This is a genomic window from Litoreibacter halocynthiae (assembly GCF_004365635.1).
GTDB lineage: Bacteria > Pseudomonadota > Alphaproteobacteria > Rhodobacterales > Rhodobacteraceae > Litoreibacter > Litoreibacter halocynthiae.
Map to the genome: position 1 here is coordinate 59843 of NZ_SOBH01000002.1, position 20614 is coordinate 80456.

The window sequence follows — 20614 nt, forward strand, 5'->3', positions numbered from 1 at the left end:
ACTCCCGAAAGGTTTACCATGACTGACACCCCCCTCCCCGCAGCGGCAGGCCTCGGCACCTTCGAGCGCTGGCTCTCCGTCTGGGTGGCCCTCGCGATCGGCGCGGGGCTGCTGCTTGGCAACCTCGTCCCCGGCGTCTTCTCTGCCCTCGCCGCGCTGGAGGTGGCCTCCGTCAACCTGCCCGTCGCGGTCCTGATCTGGGCAATGGTCTACCCGATGATGGTCGGCGTCGATTTCGGGGCACTGCGTCAGGTTGGCGACAAGCCCAAAGGGCTGGTCGTCACGCTGGTGGTAAACTGGCTGATCAAACCCTTCACCATGGCCGCCCTTGGCGTGCTGTTCTTCAACTACGTCTTCGCGGGCCTGATCCCGCCCGACGACGCGCAGGCCTATCTGGCTGGCGTCATCCTGCTGGGCGCGGCACCCTGCACCGCCATGGTCTTCGTCTGGTCCAACCTGACGCGCGGCGATGCGACCTACACGCTGGTGCAGGTCAGCGTGAACGACGTCATCATGGTCTTTGCCTTTGCGCCCATCGTGGCCTTCCTGCTGGGCGTTACGGATATCGTCGTGCCGTGGGACACGCTGCTGCTGTCGGTCGGGCTTTATGTCATGCTGCCGCTGCTGGCGGGCTATGTGACCCGCCAGAACCTTGTGCGCAAGGGCGGCGAGGCGGCGGTCGATGCGTTCAAGGCGCGAGTGCAGCCGTTCTCCATCCTCGGCTTGCTGATCACCGTCGTATTGTTGTTCGGCTTTCAGGGCGAAGTCATTCTTGAACAACCCCTCGTCATTGTTCTGATCGCCATTCCCCTGTTGATCCAGTCCTACGGCATCTTCTTCGTGGCCTACGGCGCGGCGCGGGCCTGGCGTATCCCCTTCAACGTCGCGGCCCCCTGCGCGCTGATCGGCACCTCCAACTTCTTCGAGCTGGCCGTTGCCGTGGCAATCAGCCTGTTCGGGCTTGGCTCCGGCGCCGCCTTGGCGACCGTCGTGGGCGTGTTGGTCGAGGTGCCGGTGATGTTGTCGCTGGTGGCCTTTGCCAACCGCACGCAACATTGGTTTCCGCAGGAGAAAGGCACAACATGAGCATCGTCATCCACCACAACCCCGACTGCGGCACCTCGCGCAATGTGCTGGCGATCATCGAAGCATCAGGAGAAGAGCCGACGGTTATCGAATATCTCCAAACAGGCTGGACACGCCCGCAGCTGCTGGCGCTGTTTGCCGCCGCCGATCTGACGCCGCGCACCGCCTTGCGGACGTCGAAATCACCGGCGGAGGAGTTGGGGCTGCTGGACCCGTCCGTCAGCGACGAGGCGCTGCTGTCGGCAATGCTGGAACATCCCGTCTTGGTAAACCGCCCGATCGTCTGCTCTCCGAAGGGTGTCCGGCTTTGCCGACCCAGCGAGGTCGTTCTGGACCTTCTCGACCGCCTGCCTCCCGGTCCCATGACGAAGGAGGACGGCGCGCCGCTGATCGATGCCCAAGGCAACCGCGTCAGTTAAGCCCCGAAACCCGCCCACAATATGTGCCTTCAACCGAAAAGCCTTGCCCCTATGACCGACACTCCTCAACTTGATGATACCCACTTCCGCACGCCTGAACGGCTTGAGGCGGGAAAGGTCAGCACCCACAAGCCGCGCATCGCCATGCTCTATGGCTCGTTGCGTCAGGGCAGCTTTTCGCGGTCCATGACCGAGGAAGCCGCCCGCGTGCTGACCCGCATGGGGGCCGAGGTGCGCATCTTCAATCCGACCGGCCTGCCCCTGCCCGATAGCGAGGACGCGGATCACCCCAAGGTGGCCGAATTGCGGGAGTTGGTGACGTGGTCCGAGGGCATGGTGTGGTGCTCCCCCGAGCGTCACGGGGCGATGACCGGCATCATGAAGGCCCAGATCGACTGGATACCGCTCAGCATGGGCGGTGTGCGCCCCACCCAAGGCAAAACGCTGGCTGTGATGCAGGTCAACGCGGGATCGCAGTCATTCAACACTGTCAACCAGCTGCGCATTCTGGGCCGTTGGATGCGGCTGCTGACAATCCCTAACCAGTCCTCGGTGCCCAAGGTGTTTCTGGAATTTGATGGCCGCTACCGGATGAAGCCTTCGCCGTTCTACGACCGCATGGTCGACGTGATGGAGGAGCTGATGCGCTTCACGCTGCTGACCCGCGACATCAAGGATGAATTGGTCGACCGCTATTCAGAGCGCAAGGAAAGCCATGCGGAACTGTCGAAGCGGGTAAATAAAAAGGACTAAGCCGCGTCTTCCGGCTCGTCGGAATAGCGTTGCAGCATCCCCGCCTGCGACATGAAGAACACGAACAGCGCAATGGGGAAGCCGAAGGTTTCGATCTTCACCCACGCGTCGGTGGACATGAAGCGCCAGACCAGTTCGTTGGCGATGGCAAGGGCTGCGAACATGGCGGTCAGGCGCTTGGTCAGGAGCATCCAGCCCTCGGGTTTCAGCGGCAGGAAATCGTCCATGACGTATTCAAGCCACGAGCGTTTCAGCAGCAGACCTATCCCCAGCATCGAGGCGAAGAAGCCGTAAACGATGGTGGTCTTGATCTTGAAGAATTTCTCGTCGTTGAAATAAACCGTCAGCCCGCCAAAGAAGATCACCATAAACGCCGTGAGCACCTGCATCCGGCTGAGTTTCCCTGTCAGTTTCCACAATATTCCCATGGAGAGCAGAAGCAGCGGCACGAACAACGCGGTCACCACGATGAAGCCGGAATATTCAGTGCCACCAATCAGGTACACCTCTTCCTTCATCTTCAGATAGGCCACGAAGAACAGCAGCACCGGCCCCAGTTCCAGTGCCGATTTCAGCCCTTGCGAGATTTTCTTCTCTGCCATGCTCTAGCCTCCTGCTTCCACGATCACCGCGCCAAGCGCGATCAGCGCCATCAATGTCAATCGGCGCGGCCCGACCTTTTCCCCCAGCACCAGCCAGCCGATCAGGGCGGCAAACACGGTCGAGGTCTCGCGCAATACCGCAGCCTCCCCCACATTGTCGAGCCGTGTTGCCATCATGATTGCGCCAAACGAGAAAAACGCCACGAAAGCGCCCAGCACGCCGCGCTGCATCAGCGGGCCCAATGTCGGGCGATCGGCCATGCGCCACCAGCGGTGCGCGGCGATGGGCGGGATGAAGAACAGTCCGTCAATAAAGAAGAACCACGCAAGGAAGGTAAACGGGTCCGCCGTGGCGCGGATGCCGTAGGCGTCATAGGTGGTGTAAAGGGCGACGAACATCCCCGTCGCCACTGCCAGCCACAGCGCCGAGACCAGCGTGTCGCGGTTCACCGTGATGGTGCGCAGATTATACACCGCCAGCCCGTAAATGCCCGCCAGCAAGGTGGCGACGCCGAACCACTGAACGAGGTTGAAGGTCTCGCCAAAGAAGAAATACGCGGTGATAACGGCGAAAAGCGGACCGGTCCCGCGGACGACCGGATAGACGACTGTATAGGCGCCGCGGCTATAGGTGAAGGCCTGCAACAGCTTGTAAATCGAGTGGATCACAAACGCGATGGCGAAGATCAGCCACATATGCGGCTCCGGCCACGGGACGACGAACAGCGCGAAGGGGGCGGCGATGAGGCCGTAGCTGAAATCGATGGCCCCCCGTGACAGCCACGGGTCGTGACGGCCTTTTTGCAATGCGCCGAAGATGGCGTGCAAGAGAGCTGCGGTGAGCGCGAGGATCAGCGCCAGCTGGTGTCCGGCCTCGGTGCCCTCCAGCGAGACGAGCCATGTGCTCATGATGCAGGGACCCTCCGGGGGGAATATTTAAGCCAAGATGAAACCATGGGGGCGCGTTAACCTTAATGCGGTGTTACTCGGTGGCGGCACCCGTGAGGGCTTGTGCGAATTCCTCGGGATCGAACGGCGCGAGGTCGTCGATCTGCTCCCCCACCCCGATGGCGTGGATCGGCAGGCCGAACTTGTCCGCCAGCGCCACCAGCACGCCGCCTTTGGCCGTGCCGTCGAGCTTGGTCATCACAAGGCCGGAGACGTCGCTGATCTGGCGGAACACATCGACCTGATTGAGGGCGTTCTGCCCCGTGGTCGCATCGAGAACCAATAACGTGTTGTGCGGAGCGGTGTCGTCCTTCTTGCGGATCACGCGGACGATCTTGGCCAGCTCCTCCATCAGATCGGCGCGGTTTTGCAGGCGGCCCGCGGTGTCGATCATCAACAGGTCCGCGCCATCGGCCTCGGCCTTGGTCATCGCATCATAGACCAGCGACGCGGGGTCGGAGCCCTCCGGCGCTGTCAGCACGGGAACGCCTGCGCGGCCCCCCCAGACCTGCAACTGTTCGACCGCCGCCGCGCGGAACGTATCGCCCGCGGCGATCACTACCTTCTTGCCCGCATTGGAAAACTGCAACGCCAGCTTGCCGATGGTCGTGGTCTTGCCCGAGCCGTTGACGCCCACCACCAGCACCACCTGCGGGCGCTTGGGGTAGATCGGCATGGGTTTGGCCACCGGCTCCATGATCTTGGATATCTCGGCGGCCAGCAGTTCCTTGATTTCCTGTGTCGACAGCTTTTTGCCAAAGCGGCCTTCCGCCATATTGGCCGTCACGCGCAAGGCCGTATCAACGCCCATATCGGAGGCGATCAGCAACTCTTCGAGCGCCTCCAGCATGTCGTCATCCAGCTCGCGGCGAATGACGGTCTTTTGGTCTTTTCGGCCCAGAAGGCGCCCGAACAGGCCGGGTTTCTTGGCCGGCGCATCAGATTGGGAAGGTTCCGCCAGCGCCGCAGCGGCGTCAGGGGCGTCCAGCGCCGATGCGACATTGGCTTTGGCGGTTTCCAGATCCCGGGCCGCTTGTGCTGCGGCTTCCTCTGCGGCTTTTGCGTCTTCGGCGGCTTTCTCGGTGGCAGCCTGCGCGCGGCGGTCTGCTTCTGCGGCCTGCGCCGCGGCTAAGGCTCTTTGTTCTTCGAGCTTGGCTTCTGCCTCTTTCAGCTTTCGGGCATTCTCGACGGCTTCCGCCTCAGCGGCCTCAGCGGCGAGGCGTGCGGCCTCTCTGGCGCGCGCGTCTTCAAGCTGCGCGTCCGCTGCAGCCTGTGCTGCGCGCGCGTTTGCGGCCTTCTGTGCTGCAAGGGCGTCCGCTTCTGCTTCGGCCTCGGCTTTTCGGGCAGCCTCGGCCTCCGCCAATGCCACGGCGGCGCGTTTTTCCGCCTCCGCCTCTGCCACACGCTTGGCTTCTGCCGCTTCGGCATCCCTTGCAGCTTGTGCAGCAGCCTCCGCGATGCGGGCCTCTTCCACCTGTCGGGCGGCCTCGATTTCGGCACTGTTATCAACCGGCTCCGCGACAGGTTGCGTGTCTTCCAGCTCTTCCTCGACACCGCCATCGCCAACAATCGCGTCCAGCCCCTCCTCCAGCTTGGAGGACGATTTGAACAACTTGCTCTTGAGCTTTTTGAAAAAGGACATGGGGGACTGCGAGGCCTTGAATATTCCGACTTTACCCCACCTAACCTTTCGCGCGGTCAGATGGAAGATGTGGCGCTCAAATGCCTGTCAGGTTAGGTCTGGGCATATGAGATGGATGCTTGCGTTTTTGATGCTGTCGGCCCCTGCGGCGGCCGCCCCGCCCGATCCGATGTGCACATCTGGAAAATGGGGTCAGGTGCAGTGCATCCGCGCCGAGCATTTCGTCTTTGACATGTGCCAGTTGATCGAGGCCAGCACCAAAACCCACGGGCTGAACCCGCATTTCTTTACCCGTCTGATCTGGCAGGAAAGCCGCTTCAACCCCAACGCTCTGTCGCCTGCCAACGCGATGGGGATTGCGCAGTTCATTCGCTCGACCGCCACAGAACGCGGGCTGAAAGACCCGTATAACCCTGCCGATGCGATGGATCATTCCGCGCAGTATCTGGCGGAAATGGTTGTGCGCTATGGCAATGAGGGGATGGCGGCCATTGGCTATAATGGCGGCGAGGCGCGGGCGGAGGGGTTTTTGCAGGGCAAAGGCCTCGCCCCCGAGACCATCGACTATGTACCGATCATTACCGGACTGGAGGCCGAGGCGTGGCGCGATGCGGCCCCGACATCACATGACATGCGGCTGTCCAAAGCCGGATCCTTCCGCACCGCCTGTTACGCCTTGGCTCAAAAGCGGCAGTTGACTCCGCTGCGCAAGACCCCGCGCTACAAGCCATGGGGGGTACAAATGGCCGCCGACCGCACCAAGCAGGGTGCGCGGACACAGTTCAACACCCGCACCGCTAGTTGCCGTGGCACCGTTGCGGGCGAAAAACTGGACGTGATTTACAAAAAGCACCGCGTCGCCAAGTTGAAGGGCTGGTACATGGCCCGTATCAGCCGCAACACGCGTGGTGCTGCACAATCATTGTGCAACAAGCTCCGCAAACAAGGCTGCGCCTGCGCGGTTTACAAAAACTAGTTCAGACCGGCCATCAACGCGACTTGGCCAGTATAGTAAAACGCCCAAAGCGTGATTTGGCGCGGAACGAACGGGGTCTTTGCGCGGAACAGGTGCCATGCCAAGATCACGTCAGAGGCAATGAACAGGCTCGCCCCGAGGCGCAATAGCCAGTTGTCATGGCCCCAAGCCGCCACTCCCATGCCCGTGATCAGCACCACATAGATCGCCACCGGAATGCGCAGCGCGCCGGTAAAGGGCAGCAGCCACCACAGGCTGGAGAGCGCCAAGCCCGCCAAAACGAACATGATCAGGACGGGCGGCATTCCCGCGCCTGCCAGTAGAACGATGTAGACCGCATGGGCCAGTGCGAAAGAGACGAGACCGCCGATAAACCAACGCTCACCTTTGCGAGATAGGGCGAAGTCCCCCGCAGAGGACAGGGCCAGCGCCAAGGCCAGACCGAACTGCAAGGACGCAAAGGCTGCGAGCGCCAGAATGGCGGTGGAGGCCGTCTTGACCAGCCCGCCGATCCAATGCGGGTCACGGTAGCAATAGTAGCCGCCGTAAGCAGCTGCACACAGGGCAGACACAATAAAAAGCAATGACTTAGACTTCGTCGCTAAAGTGCTTTATCACCAATCGTATCGGGTTTGGCGCGGCTTGGCCCAGCCCGCAGATGGACGCGTCGCCCATAGCAACGCACAGCTCCTCCAGCAGCGGTTGGTCCCATGTGTTGGCCTGCATCAGCTTCACGGCCTTCTCGCAGCCCACACGGCAGGGCGTGCATTGCCCGCAGCTTTCATCCTCGAAAAACCGCAGCATGTTCAGCGCGGCCGCCTTGGCGGAGTCCTGATCCGACAGCACCACCACAGCCGCCGAGCCGATGAAACTGCCCAAAGGTTGCAGCGTATCGAAATCCAGCGGCACGTCGTTGATGCTGGCCGGCAGCAATCCCGAAGACGGCCCCCCCGGTTGGTAGGCCTTGAATACATGGCCCTCGGACATGCCACCCGCGGCCTCGATAATATCGGTGATAGTCGATCCCGCGGGTAGCAAATACACACCCGGCTTTGCCACACGCCCTGAAACCGAATAGCTGCGCAGGCCGGTACGACCGTTCTTCTCGGTCGTGTTCAGCACCTCTGGCCCCTCGCGGCAGATGCGCGCGATCCAGTGCAGGGTTTCGACGTTGTGAACCAGTGTTGGTTGGCCAAACAGCCCCACCTGCGCCACGTAAGGCGGGCGGTGGCGCGGCAAGCCGCGCTTGCCTTCGATGGACTCGATCATCGCGCTCTCTTCGCCGCAAATATAGGCCCCCGCACCACGGCGCAGCTCGATATAGCCTTCGGGAACAAGCCCCGCTTGCTCCAGCGCTACGATCTCGCGGCGCAGGATTTCCAGAACGGCGGGGTATTCGTCGCGCATATAGATGTAGCAGCGATCCGCCTCGACGGCCCAAGCGGCGATCAGCATGCCCTCAAGGAACAAATGCGGCTTCCGCTCCAGATAGTAGCGGTCCTTGAAGGTGCCGGGTTCGCCCTCGTCGCCATTTACGGCCAGATAACGCGGGCCTGCATTGCCGCGCACAAAGCCCCATTTGGTGCCGGAAGGAAAGCCCGCGCCACCAAGACCGCGCAAGCCGCTTTCCTTGATCAGCGCCTGCACATCTTCCCAGTCGCCGTCGTCTCGCAAGGTTAAGAGCGCCGCGTAACCCCCTGTATCCTTGTATATATTATAAGTTTCATAATCGGAGATATGTGCGTGAGTGTGATCCGCCGCGATCGCTGCCTTCACTTTGTCGACAGTTGCATGATCCACATGATGATGCCCCAGTTCCAGCACAGGTGCGGTGTCGCACCGCCCCATGCAAGGCGCACGCAGCACGCGCACTTGGCTTGCATCCAACCCGTCCTCCAAGGCCGCCTTCAATGCTTGCGCGCCCGCCAACTCGCAAGACAGCGAGTCGCAAACACGGATTGTCAGCGCGGGGGGCGGCGTCTCCCCCTCTTTGACCACGTCGAAATGGGCATAGAAGCTGGCGACCTCGTAGATCTCGGCCATGGACAGGCGCATCTCTTCGGCCAGCGCGCGCAGATGCGCGGCGGATAGGTGGCCATGCTTGTCCTGAATCAGGTGAAGAAATTCGATCAGCAAATCGCGGTTGCGCGGGCGTTCTCCCAGCAAGGATTGCACCTCGGCCAGCGCGGCGTCATCATATTGACGTCCCTTGGTGAACTTGCGTCCCCGACCCTTGCCCGATTTCCACACGCCCTTGCGTTCATCCAGCGCCATGATGCTCTCCCGATCTTGCTTAGCGTAAACCTAGTCCGTGACACCGCCATTGGGATACGCAAAAACGACCTCTATGGACGTTCCTGCGCAGCCTTTGCCGCAAATTTTCAAAAGGCTTCCATGATTTGGGCGCATTCATACTATCTAGGAAGCACCGACGCGCTTAATTAGGGACCGATTATCAATGCCACGCTCATTTCTGGCCTTCACACTCGCCACGCTCTTTCCCCTGCCGTTTCTGGTGGCGGGCGCGTTGTTTGGCGGCTGGGCCGTGTGGATCGCGCTGTTTTACATCACCCTGTTTGTCGCCGGTGTCGACGAGTTCATTCCCGCTCTGACCCGCGACGGCGAACCGGCCGAGGATGACGAGGCCGATCTGTTGTCACTGGTCTTGGTCGGCGCACATTTCTTCTTGCTGTTCTTGATGGTCTGGGCCCTGTCCGGCCACGGCACGAGGCTGTTTTCGCTCAGCGGCTTGGCCTTGTTTGCGGCCACGGGCCTGTTCATGGGGCAGGTCAGCAATTCCAACGCGCATGAATTGATCCACCGCGGCGCGCGCGGGCTGCGGCGGGCCGGAAAATGGGTCTATATCTCTTTGCTGTTCGGGCATCATGCCTCTGCCCATCCACTGGTGCATCACACCCATGTGGGCACCCCGAACGACCCCAACACCTCGCGGATGGGCGAGAGCTTCTACAGTTTTGCCCGTCGCGCTTGGCTTGGCAGCTTCAAAGCCGGCCTGAAAGCCGAGGAAGCGCGGCTTGCGCAGATCGGGGCCGGACGATGGGACCGACGCAATCCCTATCTGCTGTATATCGGGGGGGCGGTGCTGATGCTGCTGGTCTCGTTGGTCATCGCGGGCTGGCGCGGGGTGTTGGTGCATCTGCTGCTTGCGGCGTTTGCCCAGACGCAATTGATGCTGTCCGACTATGTCCAGCATTACGGGCTGGAACGCGCCCAACGGGAAGACGGCTCTTTCGAGCCTGTCAGTGCGGTTCATTCGTGGAACGCGCCGCATTGGTTGTCCTCGCTGTGGATGCTGAATGCGCCGCGCCATTCCGACCATCACGCCCACCCCGCAAAGCACTATACCGCCTTGGAAATCCCCGCCCGAGGGGAAGCCCCGATGCTGCCCTACGCGCTACCGGTCATGGCTTGTATCGCCCTGTGGCCAAAGCGGTGGAGAAGCGTGATGACCCCCCATGCCGAGGCCTGGCGCAGCGCTTGACGCCTGCCCTGGCAACCCGCATCCTGTGCGGATGAAACATCTTTGCCTTCTTGCCCTGATCGCCTGCCCTGCACAGGCGGAAACGAAGATGACCCCATCCCAGTTTGAGACCTTCACCCGCGACACCACGGTGTTTTTCAACCGTCACGACGCGCCCTACGGGGCCGAGCAATATCTGCGCGACCGGCGGGTGATCTGGAGTTTTCTGGACGGCACCTGCCAGCGCGGGATCTGGTTCGGCGAAGGCGACGAGATTTGTTTTCTCTATGATGACCAACCGGACGCGTTGTGTTGGTATTTCTTTGATGACGGCGTGCGCCAGAGCGCGCGTATTGTCGGCGATGATCCGGCGGATGATCTCGTCGTAGTTGGCAAGAGCTCCGATCCGCTGGTCTGCCCCGGGCCGGATGTTGGTGTCAGTTACCGGCCTTGAGTTGCGCCTGCCTGCGGCAGTCGCCAGAGCGGGGGCCAGCCCCCGCACCCCCGATTTTAGTGGGGCGCTGCCCCACACCCCGAGGTATTTTTGAAGCAATGATGGGGGCGGTCAGTCGTCGAACAGGCTTGGTTGGCCGGGTTTCAGAGGCTTTGGTTTTGGTGCGGCTTTGGCTGCGGCGCCGACTGGGATGCGGGCGTCTTTGAATTGCACCTCCAAAGTGGTGACTTTTTGGGCCTGTGTGCTGTTGGTGACGACTTTGTCGCCGTCCCAGACGACTGCGTAGCCGCGCTCCAGCGTCGCCTGATAGCCCAGCGTTTCGCGCAGGCGGTCAAGCTTTTCCATCTGGTCGCGCCAAGATTTGACTTGAATGCAGCCCGCTTGCGAGGCCGTGCGGGTGGTGCGCCCGAGGCGGTCGCGCTGCAAACCGAGATCGCGCTGGATACCCTTGAGGGACAGGCCGCCCGATACATGGTCAAACTGCGCGCGCGACCGCTCGGCACGGCGGTCCAGCGCAGTGTGCAGACGCCCTGCGGTTTGGGTCAAACGCGCGGTCATCCGCTCAGTCTGGCGCGCAAGAATCGACGGGCGCAACGGCGAGGCTGCTTTCTCGAAGGACAGCCGCTTTGTGGCCGTCCCTGCCTTCAGCGACGCATCCAGCCGCCCGCCTGCAAGATCGAAGCGCTGCCTAGCTGTCTGGGTGAGTTCGCTCGCGCGTGGCAGTGCGCGGGACAGATCGGTCAATCGTTGTTTGCGGGCCCCAACCATGCCACTGAGCGCCTGCGCCATGCGCGCACCGTAGCTGTCGACGGCGGCCAAAAGGTCCAGCCGCACCGGCACTGCAATCTCGGCGGCGGCGGTCGGTGTGGGCGCGCGGATGTCGGAGACGTAGTCGATCAGGGTTGTGTCCGTCTCGTGGCCCACCGCCGAAATCAGCGGGATATCCGAGGCCGCCGCCGCGCGGGCGACGCTTTCCTCGTTGAAGCCCCACAAGTCCTCGATTGAACCACCGCCGCGGGCGACGATGATCAGGTCGGGCCGCGGCAAGGACCCGCCCGGCGTCATGGCGTTGAACCCTTCTATGGCCGCTGTCACCTGCGGCGCGCAGCCCTCGCCCTGCACGGCCACGGGCCAGATAAGAACCTTGCGCGGGAAGCGGTCGCGCAGGCGGTGAAGAATGTCGCGGATTACCGCGCCTTGCGGCGAGGTCACCACGCCGATGATTTCAGGCAGGTACGGGATAGGCTTTTTGCGGGCGGGGTCGAACAGACCCTCGGCCTCCAGCGCCTTCTTGCGCTTCTCCAGCATCGCCATCAGTGCACCGACACCGGCGGGGCGGATGTCTTCGATCACCATCTGGTATTTGGACTGGCCCGGGAAGGTGGTCAGCTTGCCGATGGCCACGACCTCCATGCCTTCTTCGGGCTGCACAGCCAGTTTGGCCGCCTGCCCTTTCCAGATGATCGAGGCCAGCACCGCGCGGTCATCCTTGAGGTCCAGATAGACATGGCCGGAGCGTGCGACCATCACCCGCCCGACCTCGCCCTTGATGCGGACGCGGCCGAATTCGCCCTCGATGGTGCGCTTCACCGCACCCGAAATTTCCGAGACTGTGTATTCCGGCTCGTTGCGCCCCGGTGTGTCGTCTTCCAGAAGGTCCATGTCGTCGCTCTTGTGATGCCTGCCCGCCCAGCTTAGAACGCCCGAAACCGGAGGGGAAGCAGCGATGAACATATTGATCCTTGGAAGCGGCGGGCGCGAGCATGCGTTGGCATGGGCGGTGATGCAGAACCCCAAATGCGACCGGCTGATCGTGGCCCCGGGCAACGCAGGCATCACCAGCGTGGCGGAATGCGCAAAGCTCGACATTATGAGCCCCGACGCCGTGGTTGATTTCTCGCAGAACCACTCGGTGGATTTTGTCATCGTCGGGCCTGAAGACCCGTTGGCCGCAGGGGTGGCGGATGCATTGCGGTCTGCTGGGATTTTGTGCTTTGGGCCGTCGGCAGCGGCGGCGCGGCTGGAGGCGTCCAAGAGCTTCACCAAGGAGATTTGCGACGCGGCGAATGCCCCCACTGCCGGCTATGCGCATTTCACCGATCTGGATGCCGCGAAGGCCTATGTCGAGGAGCAAGGCGCGCCGATCGTCATCAAGGCCGACGGCTTGGCCGCTGGCAAAGGGGTCGTGGTGGCGATGGACATGGCCACCGCACTGGACGCTCTGGAAGACATGCTGGGCGGGGCTTTTGGCGACGCTGGTGCGGAAGTTGTGATCGAGGAATTTATGGAGGGCGAGGAAGCCTCCTATTTCGTGCTGTCCGACGGCAAAACCGTGCTGCCTATCGGCACCGCGCAAGACCACAAACGGGCCTATGACGGCGACGAAGGGCCAAACACCGGCGGAATGGGGGCCTATTCTCCGGCCCCCGTTTTGTCCGACGAGATTGCGGCCAAAGCAATTGCCGAGATCGTGCAGCCCACCATTGACGAGATGGCGCGGCGCGGCACCCCCTACCAAGGCGTGCTTTACGCAGGCTTCATGATCAAGGACGGGCAGCCCCGTCTGGTGGAATATAACTGCCGGTTCGGTGACCCTGAATGTCAGGTGCTGATGATGCGGTTGGGCGCGCAAGCACTGGACCTGATGCTGGCCTGTGCCGAGGAGCGGCTGGCGGAAGCGACTGTCAATTGGGCGGATGATCATGCAATCACCGTGGTCATGGCGTCCAAGGGCTATCCCGGACCTTATGAAAAAGGCTCGGTCATTGGCGGGCTTGAGGACTTGCCCGAGGACAGCTTCAACATGGTGTTCCATGCGGGCACCAAGGCCAAAGGCGAGCAGGTGACGGCCGTGGGCGGGCGTGTGTTGAGCGTCACCGCGCGTGGTGCCTCATTGTCGGAGGCGCGGGAGCGCGCCTATGCGATGGTCGAGCGGATCAACTGGCCCGAGGGGTTCAACCGGACCGATATAGGCTGGCGTGCTTTATAGGCAGGTCGGGAGGGGGCGCTGCCCCCGCCTGCGGCCCCCCGGAATATTTTGGCCAAGATGAAGCCTAAGTGGCGCTAGCCGCAGTCGAGTGCTGCGGTTAGGGACCGGCGGGTTTGATATGGCCCGACATCGCGCATTGTGAAGGATGTGCCGTCAAAGCGCGTGGCGATGACACGGCGCCAGTCGGCAGAGGCGGTGATCATCTCGACTTGACCGCCGCAGATGCGCAACCCGCCGCCGATATCGCGCTCTCCGATGCGATGGTTGGTCAGGCCCGGCTGATCGGCCACGTGCTCTAGCGTCCCGTCGCGGTAGCGCCAGATGCGCAGGGTTTTCGCCAGATGCGGGCGGTCGATAAAGGCCAGCTCTATATGTCCGTCGCCGTCCAGATCAGCGATGCCCACAGGCGCAAGCCAGCGGTTGGCACGCCCGATATGCGGGGTGGCTGCGATCTTGCCGGTCTCGTCATAAACAGCCAGTTGCGCGCCGGTATTCACCTGCGTCTCGACGACCACCACTTCAGGCTTGCCGTCGCCATCCACATCGGCCAAGCGAGGGGCCACGTCTTCAAACACGCGGTCCTCTGGTAGCCGGATTATGCGTTTGGTCCTATGCGCCCAATCCTCGACCACCAGTTCCAGCGCGCCCCATTCAATGGCATCGCCAAGGATGCCATGGGCGTAGCGGCTCGTGGGATCGGCGTAACGCGCCTCGACAAGTATGTCAGCCGCGGCAGCCCCGCCCGTAATCAGGCACGCGGCCAGCCACGCGCGGCGCGCGACACGGGGCAATAAGCGCGACGGGAGACGCCGCGCCATGCTCAGATCTGCTTTTCGGGCATACGCACCACAAGGCCGTCCAGCGCGTCGGTGACTTTCAACTGGCAGGTCAGGCGGGATTTCTCCGCGTCGGGCTCATAGGCGAAGTCGAGCATATCTTCTTCCATCGCCTCCTTGGCCGGCAGTTTCGGCACCCAGGACTCGTCTACATAGACGTGGCAGGTCGAGCAGGCGCAAGCACCGCCGCAATCGGCCTCGATGCCCGGAATGTTGTTGTCGCGCGCACCTTCCATGACGGTCAGCCCGTTGGCCACATCCACGACGTGCTCTGTGCCGTTATGCTCGATATAAGTGATTTTTGCCATCTGTCCGGCCCCTGTCTTAGCGTTTGTCACCAGCCATGTAGTGCAAGCGGCGGGGTTTTGCCAGTCCCTGCGTGGCACTGCCCTGCGGCCCGAAAGCCGCAGTGTTTGCCGCGCCATCTTCGTCGCGCTTGGCGGCGGGGGGCGTGTTGCGCTATTGTGCAGCGAACGCGGCACCAGACCGTACACATATAGGGCCGAGCAGCCATGTCCCGAATGACACCCAAACGCAGCCTTACGGCTGTCGTCTCACTTGCGGTTCTCGCAGGTTGTGGCCCCCTGCCCGGGCCGGATGTGACCAAGCTGATCTCTCCGACGCATATCACCGCCACAGACATGAAGCCCCCCGCCGACATGCCCGGTGTGTGCTGGGGCCATATCCCCGGCCCGCAAATCACCCAGATCGTGACCGACATCGTGGTGGCCACCCCCGCGCAGACCGGCCCGAACGGCGAGGAGCTTTCCCCCGCAATCTACCGCGAGGTCACCCGCCCGCAAACCTTCAACGAAGGTGACGGCCGCTGGTTCACCCGCACCTGCGACGCCGACATGACGCCCGAGTTTGTGATGACCTTGCAACGCGCCCTCTCGGCGCGCGGGATTTATCGCGGGGATATCAACGGCGTGATGGACCAGCGCACCCTGCGGGCGGTGCATGAATACCAGACGCCCCAAGGGCTCGACAGCGCTATCCTGAGCCAGTCTGCAGCCCAGCAGCTGGGCCTGATCGCGGTTGAACTGGAAATCCCTGCCACCAATGACGGCTGAAAAGACCTACCGGACACTCCACACAGGACTGTCTGGCCAAAGCCTTACCAAATCAAGCCCGCGCGATTACTTTTTGTCGCGCGCGGATTTCTCTTCTTTGGTCAGCTTGTTGTTCCACACATTGTTGCTCAGGCCCAGCTCGGCTGGCAGGGGTTTGGTCTTGCCGACGCTAACTGTGCCGCCCTTGTTCAGGAACTCCTGAATAAGCGCATCATCTGTGGTTTCTTTAGGGACATGTTTCATAAAATCATGCGTAGCAGGTCCGGAATTTCTAGGCAACACAGGCAGACCCTGCAGACAGAAAAAGGGCGCCCCGACCGGAGCGCCCTTTCATGTCTTCGGCAAGGCTGCGCCTATTCTTCGAGGCTCAGCGCCACGAAACGCGGATCACCCTCGCGGCGGATCAGCATCAGGAAGGATTTGCGCCCGCCCTCTTTGGCCTCGTCGATGCGGGCCTCCAGATCATCCACGGACGCAATCTTTTGCTGGCCAGCCTCGACGATCAGATCACCGGCACGCAGGCCTTTCTCGAACGCGTCACTGTCTTCGGCCACGTCCTTGACCACAAGACCCTCAAGCCCGTCGTCCAGACCAAGTTGCTCGCGCAGATCATCGTTCAACACGGCAACTGTCATGCCAAGGATTTTAGTCTCCTCGACATCGGCCTTATCCATGGCAACCGGTACGGCGGTGGCTTCTGCCTCTTCGCGGCGGCCCAAGGTCACCTTCAGCGTTTCCGACTTGCCGTCGCGGATCACCACCACGCGGACAGCTTTGCCAACGCTCGTGTTGCCCACCAAGCGCACCAGTTCGCGGGTGTCTTCGACCTCATTGCCGTCAAAGGTGATGATCACATCACCGGCCTTGATCCCGGACTCTTTGCCCGGACCTTCCGGCACATCCGTGACCAGCGCGCCCTTGGCATCCGCCAACTCCAACGCTTCGGCCACATCTGCGGTCACATCCTGGATACGGACGCCCAACCAGCCACGGCGGGTTTCACCGAACTCTTTGAGCTGGTCCACAACCTTGGTGACCACGTTGGAGGCCATGGAGAAGCCGATCCCGATGGAGCCGCCCGACGGCGACAGGATCGCGGTGTTCACACCGATGACTTCCGCGTTCACGTTGAACAGCGGGCCGCCGGAGTTGCCGCGGTTGATGGCAGCGTCGGTCTGGATGAAATCGTCATAGGTGCCGGACAGCGCACGGCCACGCTGCGACACGATCCCTGCGGAGACCGAGAAGCCCTGGCCCAGCGGGTTGCCAACAGCCACGACCCAGTCGCCCACACGGGCGGCGTCGCTGTCACCGAAGGACACGAATGGCAATGGCTTGTCGCTTTCGACCTTCAACAGCGCGATGTCTGTTTTCGGGTCGGTGCCGATCAGCTTTGCATCCAGTTTTTCACCAGAGAAAAATTCGATCTCGATCTCGTCAGCCTTGTCAATCACGTGGTTGTTGGTGACGATGTAGCCGTCCTCCGAAATCACGAAGCCCGACCCAAGCGCGGAGGAGCGGCGCGGACGCTGGCCCTCTTGCTGGCGATCAAGGAAGTCCTTGAAGAAATCTTCCAGCGGCGAGCCTTCCGGCACAATCGGGCGCGGGCCTTGATCCACACCAGCCACGGTGGTCGATGTGGTAATGTTTACAACCGCGGGGCTAACCTGATCGGCCAGATCCGCAAAGCTCTCGGGCATCTTGGCATTGGCGGAAATGGCCTGTGCCAACACCAGTGCCAAACCAAGCATCAACGCGGAAAATGCCCGCATGGTACCTGTTTGCCTGTTTGTTTGAGTGAGAATATCTGCTTTCACGATGTCGCTCCTTTGCGAACTCTACCTGTGCGCGAGCCCCCACCCTGAAACAGGAAGGCCGCGTCGTCCCTTTAAACTGAGCGTCTGCGCGGGTGTTATCAAGCACCTCGGCTGTCGCAATCCTTCAACTCACTGTGAGAGTTGTGTCACTGACGCGCAAGGCAACATAGCACATCAACGCGGCTGGATGGGCGAATTCATGCCGGATTACGGTCTGGTTCGCGCCGCACGGAACCGCGCATCCGCTTCTGGTGTGCCATCGTGGAAGCTGCCGAACCACTTGTCCAACGGCACCGCGCTCTCGCCGAAATTCACTGTGTGGTAGCGGTGATGCAGGTAGTGCATCAGCTTTTCCTTGCGGATCGCGGCGGCGTCGCCGAAGACCAATTCGTCAAAACCGGAATGGCTGACGGCTGGGCCAAGCGCGGTGGTCACCCCGTTGAACATCATATGCAGCGGGTGCGACGGCACGATGAGGTGGATCAGCATGCAGCTGAAGTAGATGACATGCTCCACCGGATGCATGGCCATACCCGACCACGGGCCGACATTGACGTTCTTGTGGTGCAGATAATGCACCGTGCGGTAAAGCGGTGGCCAATGGATCAGCCGGTGTATCCAGTAGAAATGGAAGTTGCGCCAGAACGGCATGAGCAGCATCCACAGCACAAACCAGACAGGGTTCGCAGCCAACCCGCTGAACGGCAAGGCGTTGTTGGCATAGCCCCACCACAGGCCCACCTCGAACAAGGACCAGACCAACACGCCGACCATGGACCAGAACACATTGTCATAGACCTGATCGCGAAACAGGAACCGCTTGTCGTTCGTCGCCATCCAGTTGGCGTTATACTTCCGCTTCCGCCCCTGCCCGCGCAAACGATACAGCCATAGGTGCAGCGCACCGGTGAACAGCCCCACCATCACCACATTGCGCAGCAGGATTTCCAACGCCCACCCCGCTGACAAGACCTGCATTCGCGCCATCTCGGGCGTGAAGAACAGGTAGGCGATGACGGTAATCAGCAGATAAACCCCGTACCAAGGCACCAAAAATCCGGGCACGCCAAAGAACCATTTGGCGACGATTTTCGGTGTCGTTGGCCAGTCGAAGAGCGGCATGAAACCGACAGGGCGCTCCGGGCGCCACTCGCCACGGCGGTCACGCTTTTGCCCGTGCTCGTCGATGTTGGTGTCGTCGTTGCTCATGCGGTCAAATTAGCCCCGCGTGGTCGTCATCAGTCAAGGTTAACTTCAAGGAGCGCTGAACGCCCCCTTGGCCAGCCACACGCACAGCACCCCAAGTGCCACCGCGGCCAGCCCCATCATTCTGCGTGTCTCGGGCGGGATTTCGGCCAATGCCTTCACGATGTCCTCCATGCGCGAAGGGGCCAGTGCAAGCACCAGCCCCTCGACCACGAGCACAAGACCAATGGCCAGTGCAATATGGGTTAGCATCAGTTTGCTGCCGCGCCTTGGTCCGACTTCAGATAGTCGAAGAATGCGTTGTCAGGGTTGATCACCAGCGTGGAGTTGTCACCCCGGATCGCCTTCTCGTAGGCATCCAGCGACCGGCGGAATTCAAAGAACTCCTCGTTCGCGCCATAGGCATCCGCAAAAATCGCGTTACGGCGGGCATCGGCTTCACCACGGGTGATGTCAGCCGACTTTTGCGCCTCAGAGACCAGCTCCACAACGGTACGGTCGGCTTGCGCCCGAACCCTGAGGGCTGCCTCTTCACCACGGGCGATCTCGTCCGCAGCTTCGCGTTCACGCTCTGCGCGCATCCGGCTGAAGGTCGATTCTAGGTTCTGCTCCGGCAGGTTGGTTTGCTTCAGACGCACATCCACAACCTCGAGACCCAGTGGACGGGCCTTTGCGCGGGCTTGCACGGTGATGCGTTGCATCAGCGCCGCACGGTCAGCGGACAAAATAGTGTTCGACGTCACACCATCCGAGCCCAGAACCTCCCGAATAACAGGGTTCAGGATGCCCTCAAGGCGATCCTCGGCGGCGGAAAGGCCACCGACACCCACAGCTTGGCGGAACTGGACCACATCAGAGACGCGGTAGCGCGCGAAGGCGTCCACGACCAGACGACGGTCATCGGAGGGCGTAACCTCGGTTGGCACGGTGTCCAAGGACAGAATGCGGTCGTCATATTTGACCACATCCTGAATGAACGGAACTTTGAAGGCGAGGCCCGGGTCTTCCTTGACAGATTTGATCTGCCCGAATTGCAGCACCAGCGCCTTTTCGCGCTCGTCCACGATAAACACCGAAGACAGGATCACGAAAATGATACCCACGAGGGCGACGAGTGACAGGGTTCCTTTGGTCATCAGTTGGACCCTCCAGTGTTAGATGTGCCAGAGTTGGACGTACCGGAGCGGATCAACTCGTTGAGCGGCAGGTATTGAACGACGCCCTGCCCTCCGCCATCGGTGGAACTGTCGAGGATGATCTTGTTGGCACCGCCATAGACCCGCTCGACCGTTTCCAGCCACAGACGCTTGCGCGTCACGTCAGGGGCTTTGTTGTACTCTTCCAGGATCGCCGAGAAGCGCGATGCTTCACCTTCGGCTTGGTTGACCTGTTGGGCGCGGTAGGCTTCGGCCTGCTCCAGAAGCTGGGCCGCTTCACCCCGTGCGCCTGCAAGTTTGCGGTTGGCATAGGTGTCGGCCTGACGTTGCAGCGTGTCGCGTTTCTGTTCGGCGGCTTGCACCTCACGGAAGCTGTCGATCACCTCACGCGGCGGGTCGGCCTTGTCGAGGTTGAGACGCACGATGTTCACGCCGGAATCATATTGGTTCATCGTGTTCTGGATCAGCTCGAGCGTGGTATCGGCAATCGACTGACGATCACGGTTCAGGATCGGCGCCAGCTCGGAGCGTGCGATAACCTCGCGCATCGCAGATTCAGACACGGCGCGGATGGTTTCACGCGGTGCGGCCAGATTGAACAGGTATTTGGCAGGGTCGTTGATGTTCCAGACCACCTGGAAGTCCACATCGACGATGTTTTCATCCGTGGTCAGCATCAGGCCACTTTCGCCGCGACCGCCGACACCGATATCCTCGGTCTGCTCTCGCGTTACGGGCAGCACTTCGGCAGTCACAACGGGCCAAGGTGCGAAGTTCAGGCCGGGGCCGCCGGTGGCGGAGTATTCGCCAAGGAACAGCTCGACCGATTGTTCTTCAGGCTTCACGGTATAGAACGACTGGAACAGCCACAGCGCAATCGCGCCCAGCGCGATCAGGCCGAACGTGCCTTTGGAGAAGCCGCCGCCGACACCACCGCCGCCTGTGCCGTTGTTGTTGGAGCCGCCACCGCGACCGCCCATCAGCACGCGCAGTTGCTCCTGACCTTTCTTCATCAACTCGTCGATCTCCGGGATCTGGGGGCTGTCGCCACCAGGTTTGCGGCCACCGCCGCCCCCGTTGCCCGAACCGTTAGATCCGCCTTGATCGTCTCCTCCGCCGCGGTTTCCACCGCCGCCCCAAGGTCCGCCATTGTTACCGGCCATGCAGCATTATCC

Annotated in this window: 22 protein-coding genes; 8 read left to right on the forward strand and 14 right to left on the reverse strand. The window is 61.7% G+C overall.

What is annotated here, in order from left to right; translation table 11 throughout:
- The first annotated feature begins 18 nt into the window (after positions 1-18).
- Genes arsB through arsH form a run of 3 tightly spaced genes read left to right on the forward strand, consistent with a single transcriptional unit; the run spans position 19 to position 2258 of the window.
- The gene (gene arsB, locus BDE40_RS07475; protein WP_134013862.1) at positions 19-1086 is read left to right on the forward strand and encodes an ACR3 family arsenite efflux transporter; all 1068 of its coding nucleotides are present in this window, start codon (positions 19-21) and stop codon (positions 1084-1086) included.
- Entirely contained in the window at positions 1083-1505 is a 423-nt protein-coding gene (gene arsC / locus BDE40_RS07480; protein WP_134013864.1) for an arsenate reductase (glutaredoxin), read from the forward strand. The genes arsB and arsC overlap by 4 nt, the downstream gene beginning before the upstream one ends.
- Before the next feature lie 51 nt (positions 1506-1556).
- Positions 1557-2258 (forward strand): arsenical resistance protein ArsH, encoded by a 702-nt coding sequence (arsH, locus tag BDE40_RS07485; RefSeq protein ID WP_134013866.1) that lies wholly within the window; start codon positions 1557-1559, stop codon positions 2256-2258.
- Here the strand turns inward: arsH and BDE40_RS07490 are convergent.
- The 3 genes from BDE40_RS07490 to ftsY form a co-directional block, all read right to left on the reverse strand.
- Entirely contained in the window at positions 2255-2860 is a 606-nt protein-coding gene (locus tag BDE40_RS07490; protein ID WP_134013868.1) for an inner membrane-spanning protein YciB, read from the reverse strand. The genes arsH and BDE40_RS07490 overlap by 4 nt on opposite strands.
- A gap of 3 nt (positions 2861-2863) precedes the next feature.
- Positions 2864-3769: a DMT family transporter gene (locus tag BDE40_RS07495; RefSeq protein ID WP_134013870.1), complete on the reverse strand. Its 906-nt coding sequence runs from the start codon at positions 3767-3769 to the stop codon at positions 2864-2866.
- Positions 3770-3842: 73 nt separating this feature from the next.
- Complete coding sequence (gene ftsY / locus BDE40_RS07500; protein ID WP_211342416.1) at positions 3843-5450, reverse strand: signal recognition particle-docking protein FtsY; 1608 nt, start codon at positions 5448-5450, stop codon at positions 3843-3845.
- 106 nt (positions 5451-5556) lie between these two features.
- Between ftsY and BDE40_RS07505 the strand changes: the two genes are divergently transcribed.
- Complete coding sequence (locus BDE40_RS07505) at positions 5557-6426, forward strand: lytic transglycosylase domain-containing protein (RefSeq protein ID WP_134013871.1); 870 nt, start codon at positions 5557-5559, stop codon at positions 6424-6426.
- Here the strand turns inward: BDE40_RS07505 and BDE40_RS07510 are convergent.
- Together BDE40_RS07510 and BDE40_RS07515 are read right to left on the reverse strand one after the other, a co-directional pair.
- Entirely contained in the window at positions 6423-7010 is a 588-nt protein-coding gene (locus BDE40_RS07510) for a lysoplasmalogenase family protein (protein WP_134013872.1), read from the reverse strand. The two genes, BDE40_RS07505 and BDE40_RS07510, sit on opposite strands and share 4 nt — an antisense overlap.
- Before the next feature lie 4 nt (positions 7011-7014).
- Positions 7015-8700, reverse strand: a complete 1686-nt coding sequence (locus BDE40_RS07515; protein WP_134013873.1) for an NAD(P)H-dependent oxidoreductase subunit E — start codon at positions 8698-8700, stop codon at positions 7015-7017.
- A 184-nt stretch (positions 8701-8884) separates the two neighbouring features.
- Between BDE40_RS07515 and BDE40_RS07520 the strand changes: the two genes are divergently transcribed.
- Positions 8885-9928: an alkane 1-monooxygenase gene (locus tag BDE40_RS07520; protein WP_134013874.1), complete on the forward strand. Its 1044-nt coding sequence runs from the start codon at positions 8885-8887 to the stop codon at positions 9926-9928.
- A 31-nt stretch (positions 9929-9959) separates the two neighbouring features.
- Positions 9960-10361 (forward strand): hypothetical protein, encoded by a 402-nt coding sequence (locus tag BDE40_RS07525; protein ID WP_134013876.1) that lies wholly within the window; start codon positions 9960-9962, stop codon positions 10359-10361.
- Between the two features lie 111 nt (positions 10362-10472).
- On the opposite strand, the gene xseA is transcribed toward BDE40_RS07525, so the two are convergent.
- Entirely contained in the window at positions 10473-12023 is a 1551-nt protein-coding gene (gene xseA, locus BDE40_RS07530) for an exodeoxyribonuclease VII large subunit (protein WP_134014705.1), read from the reverse strand.
- A 64-nt stretch (positions 12024-12087) separates the two neighbouring features.
- On the opposite strand from xseA, the gene purD reads away from it, so the two are divergent.
- Positions 12088-13350: a phosphoribosylamine--glycine ligase gene (gene purD, locus BDE40_RS07535; RefSeq protein ID WP_134013878.1), complete on the forward strand. Its 1263-nt coding sequence runs from the start codon at positions 12088-12090 to the stop codon at positions 13348-13350.
- A 74-nt stretch (positions 13351-13424) separates the two neighbouring features.
- Here purD and BDE40_RS07540 read toward each other — a convergent pair whose 3' ends face one another.
- A complete protein-coding gene (locus BDE40_RS07540; RefSeq protein WP_134013880.1) occupies positions 13425-14168 on the reverse strand; it encodes an FG-GAP repeat domain-containing protein in 744 nt (247 codons plus the stop codon).
- Positions 14169-14170: 2 nt separating this feature from the next.
- Positions 14171-14494: a 2Fe-2S iron-sulfur cluster-binding protein gene (locus tag BDE40_RS07545; protein WP_134013882.1), complete on the reverse strand. Its 324-nt coding sequence runs from the start codon at positions 14492-14494 to the stop codon at positions 14171-14173.
- Positions 14495-14698: 204 nt separating this feature from the next.
- Here BDE40_RS07545 and BDE40_RS07550 point away from each other — a divergent pair, with 204 nt between their 5' ends.
- Positions 14699-15259, forward strand: a complete 561-nt coding sequence (locus BDE40_RS07550) for a peptidoglycan-binding domain-containing protein (protein ID WP_162848051.1) — start codon at positions 14699-14701, stop codon at positions 15257-15259.
- Positions 15260-15325: 66 nt separating this feature from the next.
- On the opposite strand, the gene BDE40_RS18190 is transcribed toward BDE40_RS07550, so the two are convergent.
- The 6 genes from BDE40_RS18190 to hflK form a co-directional block, all read right to left on the reverse strand.
- Positions 15326-15502: a hypothetical protein gene (locus tag BDE40_RS18190; protein ID WP_162848052.1), complete on the reverse strand. Its 177-nt coding sequence runs from the start codon at positions 15500-15502 to the stop codon at positions 15326-15328.
- A gap of 110 nt (positions 15503-15612) precedes the next feature.
- Complete coding sequence (locus tag BDE40_RS07555) at positions 15613-17031, reverse strand: DegQ family serine endoprotease (RefSeq protein WP_134014707.1); 1419 nt, start codon at positions 17029-17031, stop codon at positions 15613-15615.
- 252 nt (positions 17032-17283) lie between these two features.
- Positions 17284-18285, reverse strand: coding sequence for a sterol desaturase family protein (locus BDE40_RS07560; RefSeq protein WP_134013884.1), 1002 nt, complete (start codon positions 18283-18285; stop codon positions 17284-17286).
- Positions 18286-18330: 45 nt separating this feature from the next.
- Positions 18331-18534: a DUF2065 family protein gene (locus tag BDE40_RS07565; protein WP_134013886.1), complete on the reverse strand. Its 204-nt coding sequence runs from the start codon at positions 18532-18534 to the stop codon at positions 18331-18333.
- Positions 18534-19418: a protease modulator HflC gene (hflC, locus tag BDE40_RS07570; RefSeq protein WP_134013888.1), complete on the reverse strand. Its 885-nt coding sequence runs from the start codon at positions 19416-19418 to the stop codon at positions 18534-18536. Before hflC ends, BDE40_RS07565 begins: the two co-directional genes overlap by 1 nt.
- The gene (gene hflK, locus BDE40_RS07575; protein WP_134013890.1) at positions 19418-20602 is read right to left on the reverse strand and encodes an FtsH protease activity modulator HflK; all 1185 of its coding nucleotides are present in this window, start codon (positions 20600-20602) and stop codon (positions 19418-19420) included. Before hflK ends, hflC begins: the two co-directional genes overlap by 1 nt.
- Positions 20603-20614: the final 12 nt, after the last annotated feature.

Coding starts and splice junctions, on each gene's coding strand:
- arsB (WP_134013862.1), top strand. CDS start 19: ATGACTGACACCCCCCTCCCCGCAGCGGCAGGCCTCGGCACCTTCGAG.
- arsC (WP_134013864.1), top strand. CDS start 1,083: ATGAGCATCGTCATCCACCACAACCCCGACTGCGGCACCTCGCGCAAT.
- arsH (WP_134013866.1), top strand. CDS start 1,557: ATGACCGACACTCCTCAACTTGATGATACCCACTTCCGCACGCCTGAA.
- BDE40_RS07490 (WP_134013868.1), bottom strand. CDS start 2,860: ATGGCAGAGAAGAAAATCTCGCAAGGGCTGAAATCGGCACTGGAACTG.
- BDE40_RS07495 (WP_134013870.1), bottom strand. CDS start 3,769: ATGAGCACATGGCTCGTCTCGCTGGAGGGCACCGAGGCCGGACACCAG.
- ftsY (WP_211342416.1), bottom strand. CDS start 5,450: ATGTCCTTTTTCAAAAAGCTCAAGAGCAAGTTGTTCAAATCGTCCTCC.
- BDE40_RS07505 (WP_134013871.1), top strand. CDS start 5,557: ATGAGATGGATGCTTGCGTTTTTGATGCTGTCGGCCCCTGCGGCGGCC.
- BDE40_RS07515 (WP_134013873.1), bottom strand. CDS start 8,700: ATGGCGCTGGATGAACGCAAGGGCGTGTGGAAATCGGGCAAGGGTCGG.
- BDE40_RS07520 (WP_134013874.1), top strand. CDS start 8,885: ATGCCACGCTCATTTCTGGCCTTCACACTCGCCACGCTCTTTCCCCTG.
- BDE40_RS07525 (WP_134013876.1), top strand. CDS start 9,960: ATGAAACATCTTTGCCTTCTTGCCCTGATCGCCTGCCCTGCACAGGCG.
- xseA (WP_134014705.1), bottom strand. CDS start 12,023: ATGGACCTTCTGGAAGACGACACACCGGGGCGCAACGAGCCGGAATAC.
- purD (WP_134013878.1), top strand. CDS start 12,088: ATGAACATATTGATCCTTGGAAGCGGCGGGCGCGAGCATGCGTTGGCA.
- BDE40_RS07540 (WP_134013880.1), bottom strand. CDS start 14,168: ATGGCGCGGCGTCTCCCGTCGCGCTTATTGCCCCGTGTCGCGCGCCGC.
- BDE40_RS07545 (WP_134013882.1), bottom strand. CDS start 14,494: ATGGCAAAAATCACTTATATCGAGCATAACGGCACAGAGCACGTCGTG.
- BDE40_RS07550 (WP_162848051.1), top strand. CDS start 14,699: ATGTCCCGAATGACACCCAAACGCAGCCTTACGGCTGTCGTCTCACTT.
- BDE40_RS18190 (WP_162848052.1), bottom strand. CDS start 15,502: ATGAAACATGTCCCTAAAGAAACCACAGATGATGCGCTTATTCAGGAG.
- BDE40_RS07555 (WP_134014707.1), bottom strand. CDS start 17,031: ATGCGGGCATTTTCCGCGTTGATGCTTGGTTTGGCACTGGTGTTGGCA.
- BDE40_RS07560 (WP_134013884.1), bottom strand. CDS start 18,285: ATGAGCAACGACGACACCAACATCGACGAGCACGGGCAAAAGCGTGAC.
- BDE40_RS07565 (WP_134013886.1), bottom strand. CDS start 18,534: ATGCTAACCCATATTGCACTGGCCATTGGTCTTGTGCTCGTGGTCGAG.
- hflC (WP_134013888.1), bottom strand. CDS start 19,418: ATGACCAAAGGAACCCTGTCACTCGTCGCCCTCGTGGGTATCATTTTC.
- hflK (WP_134013890.1), bottom strand. CDS start 20,602: ATGGCCGGTAACAATGGCGGACCTTGGGGCGGCGGTGGAAACCGCGGC.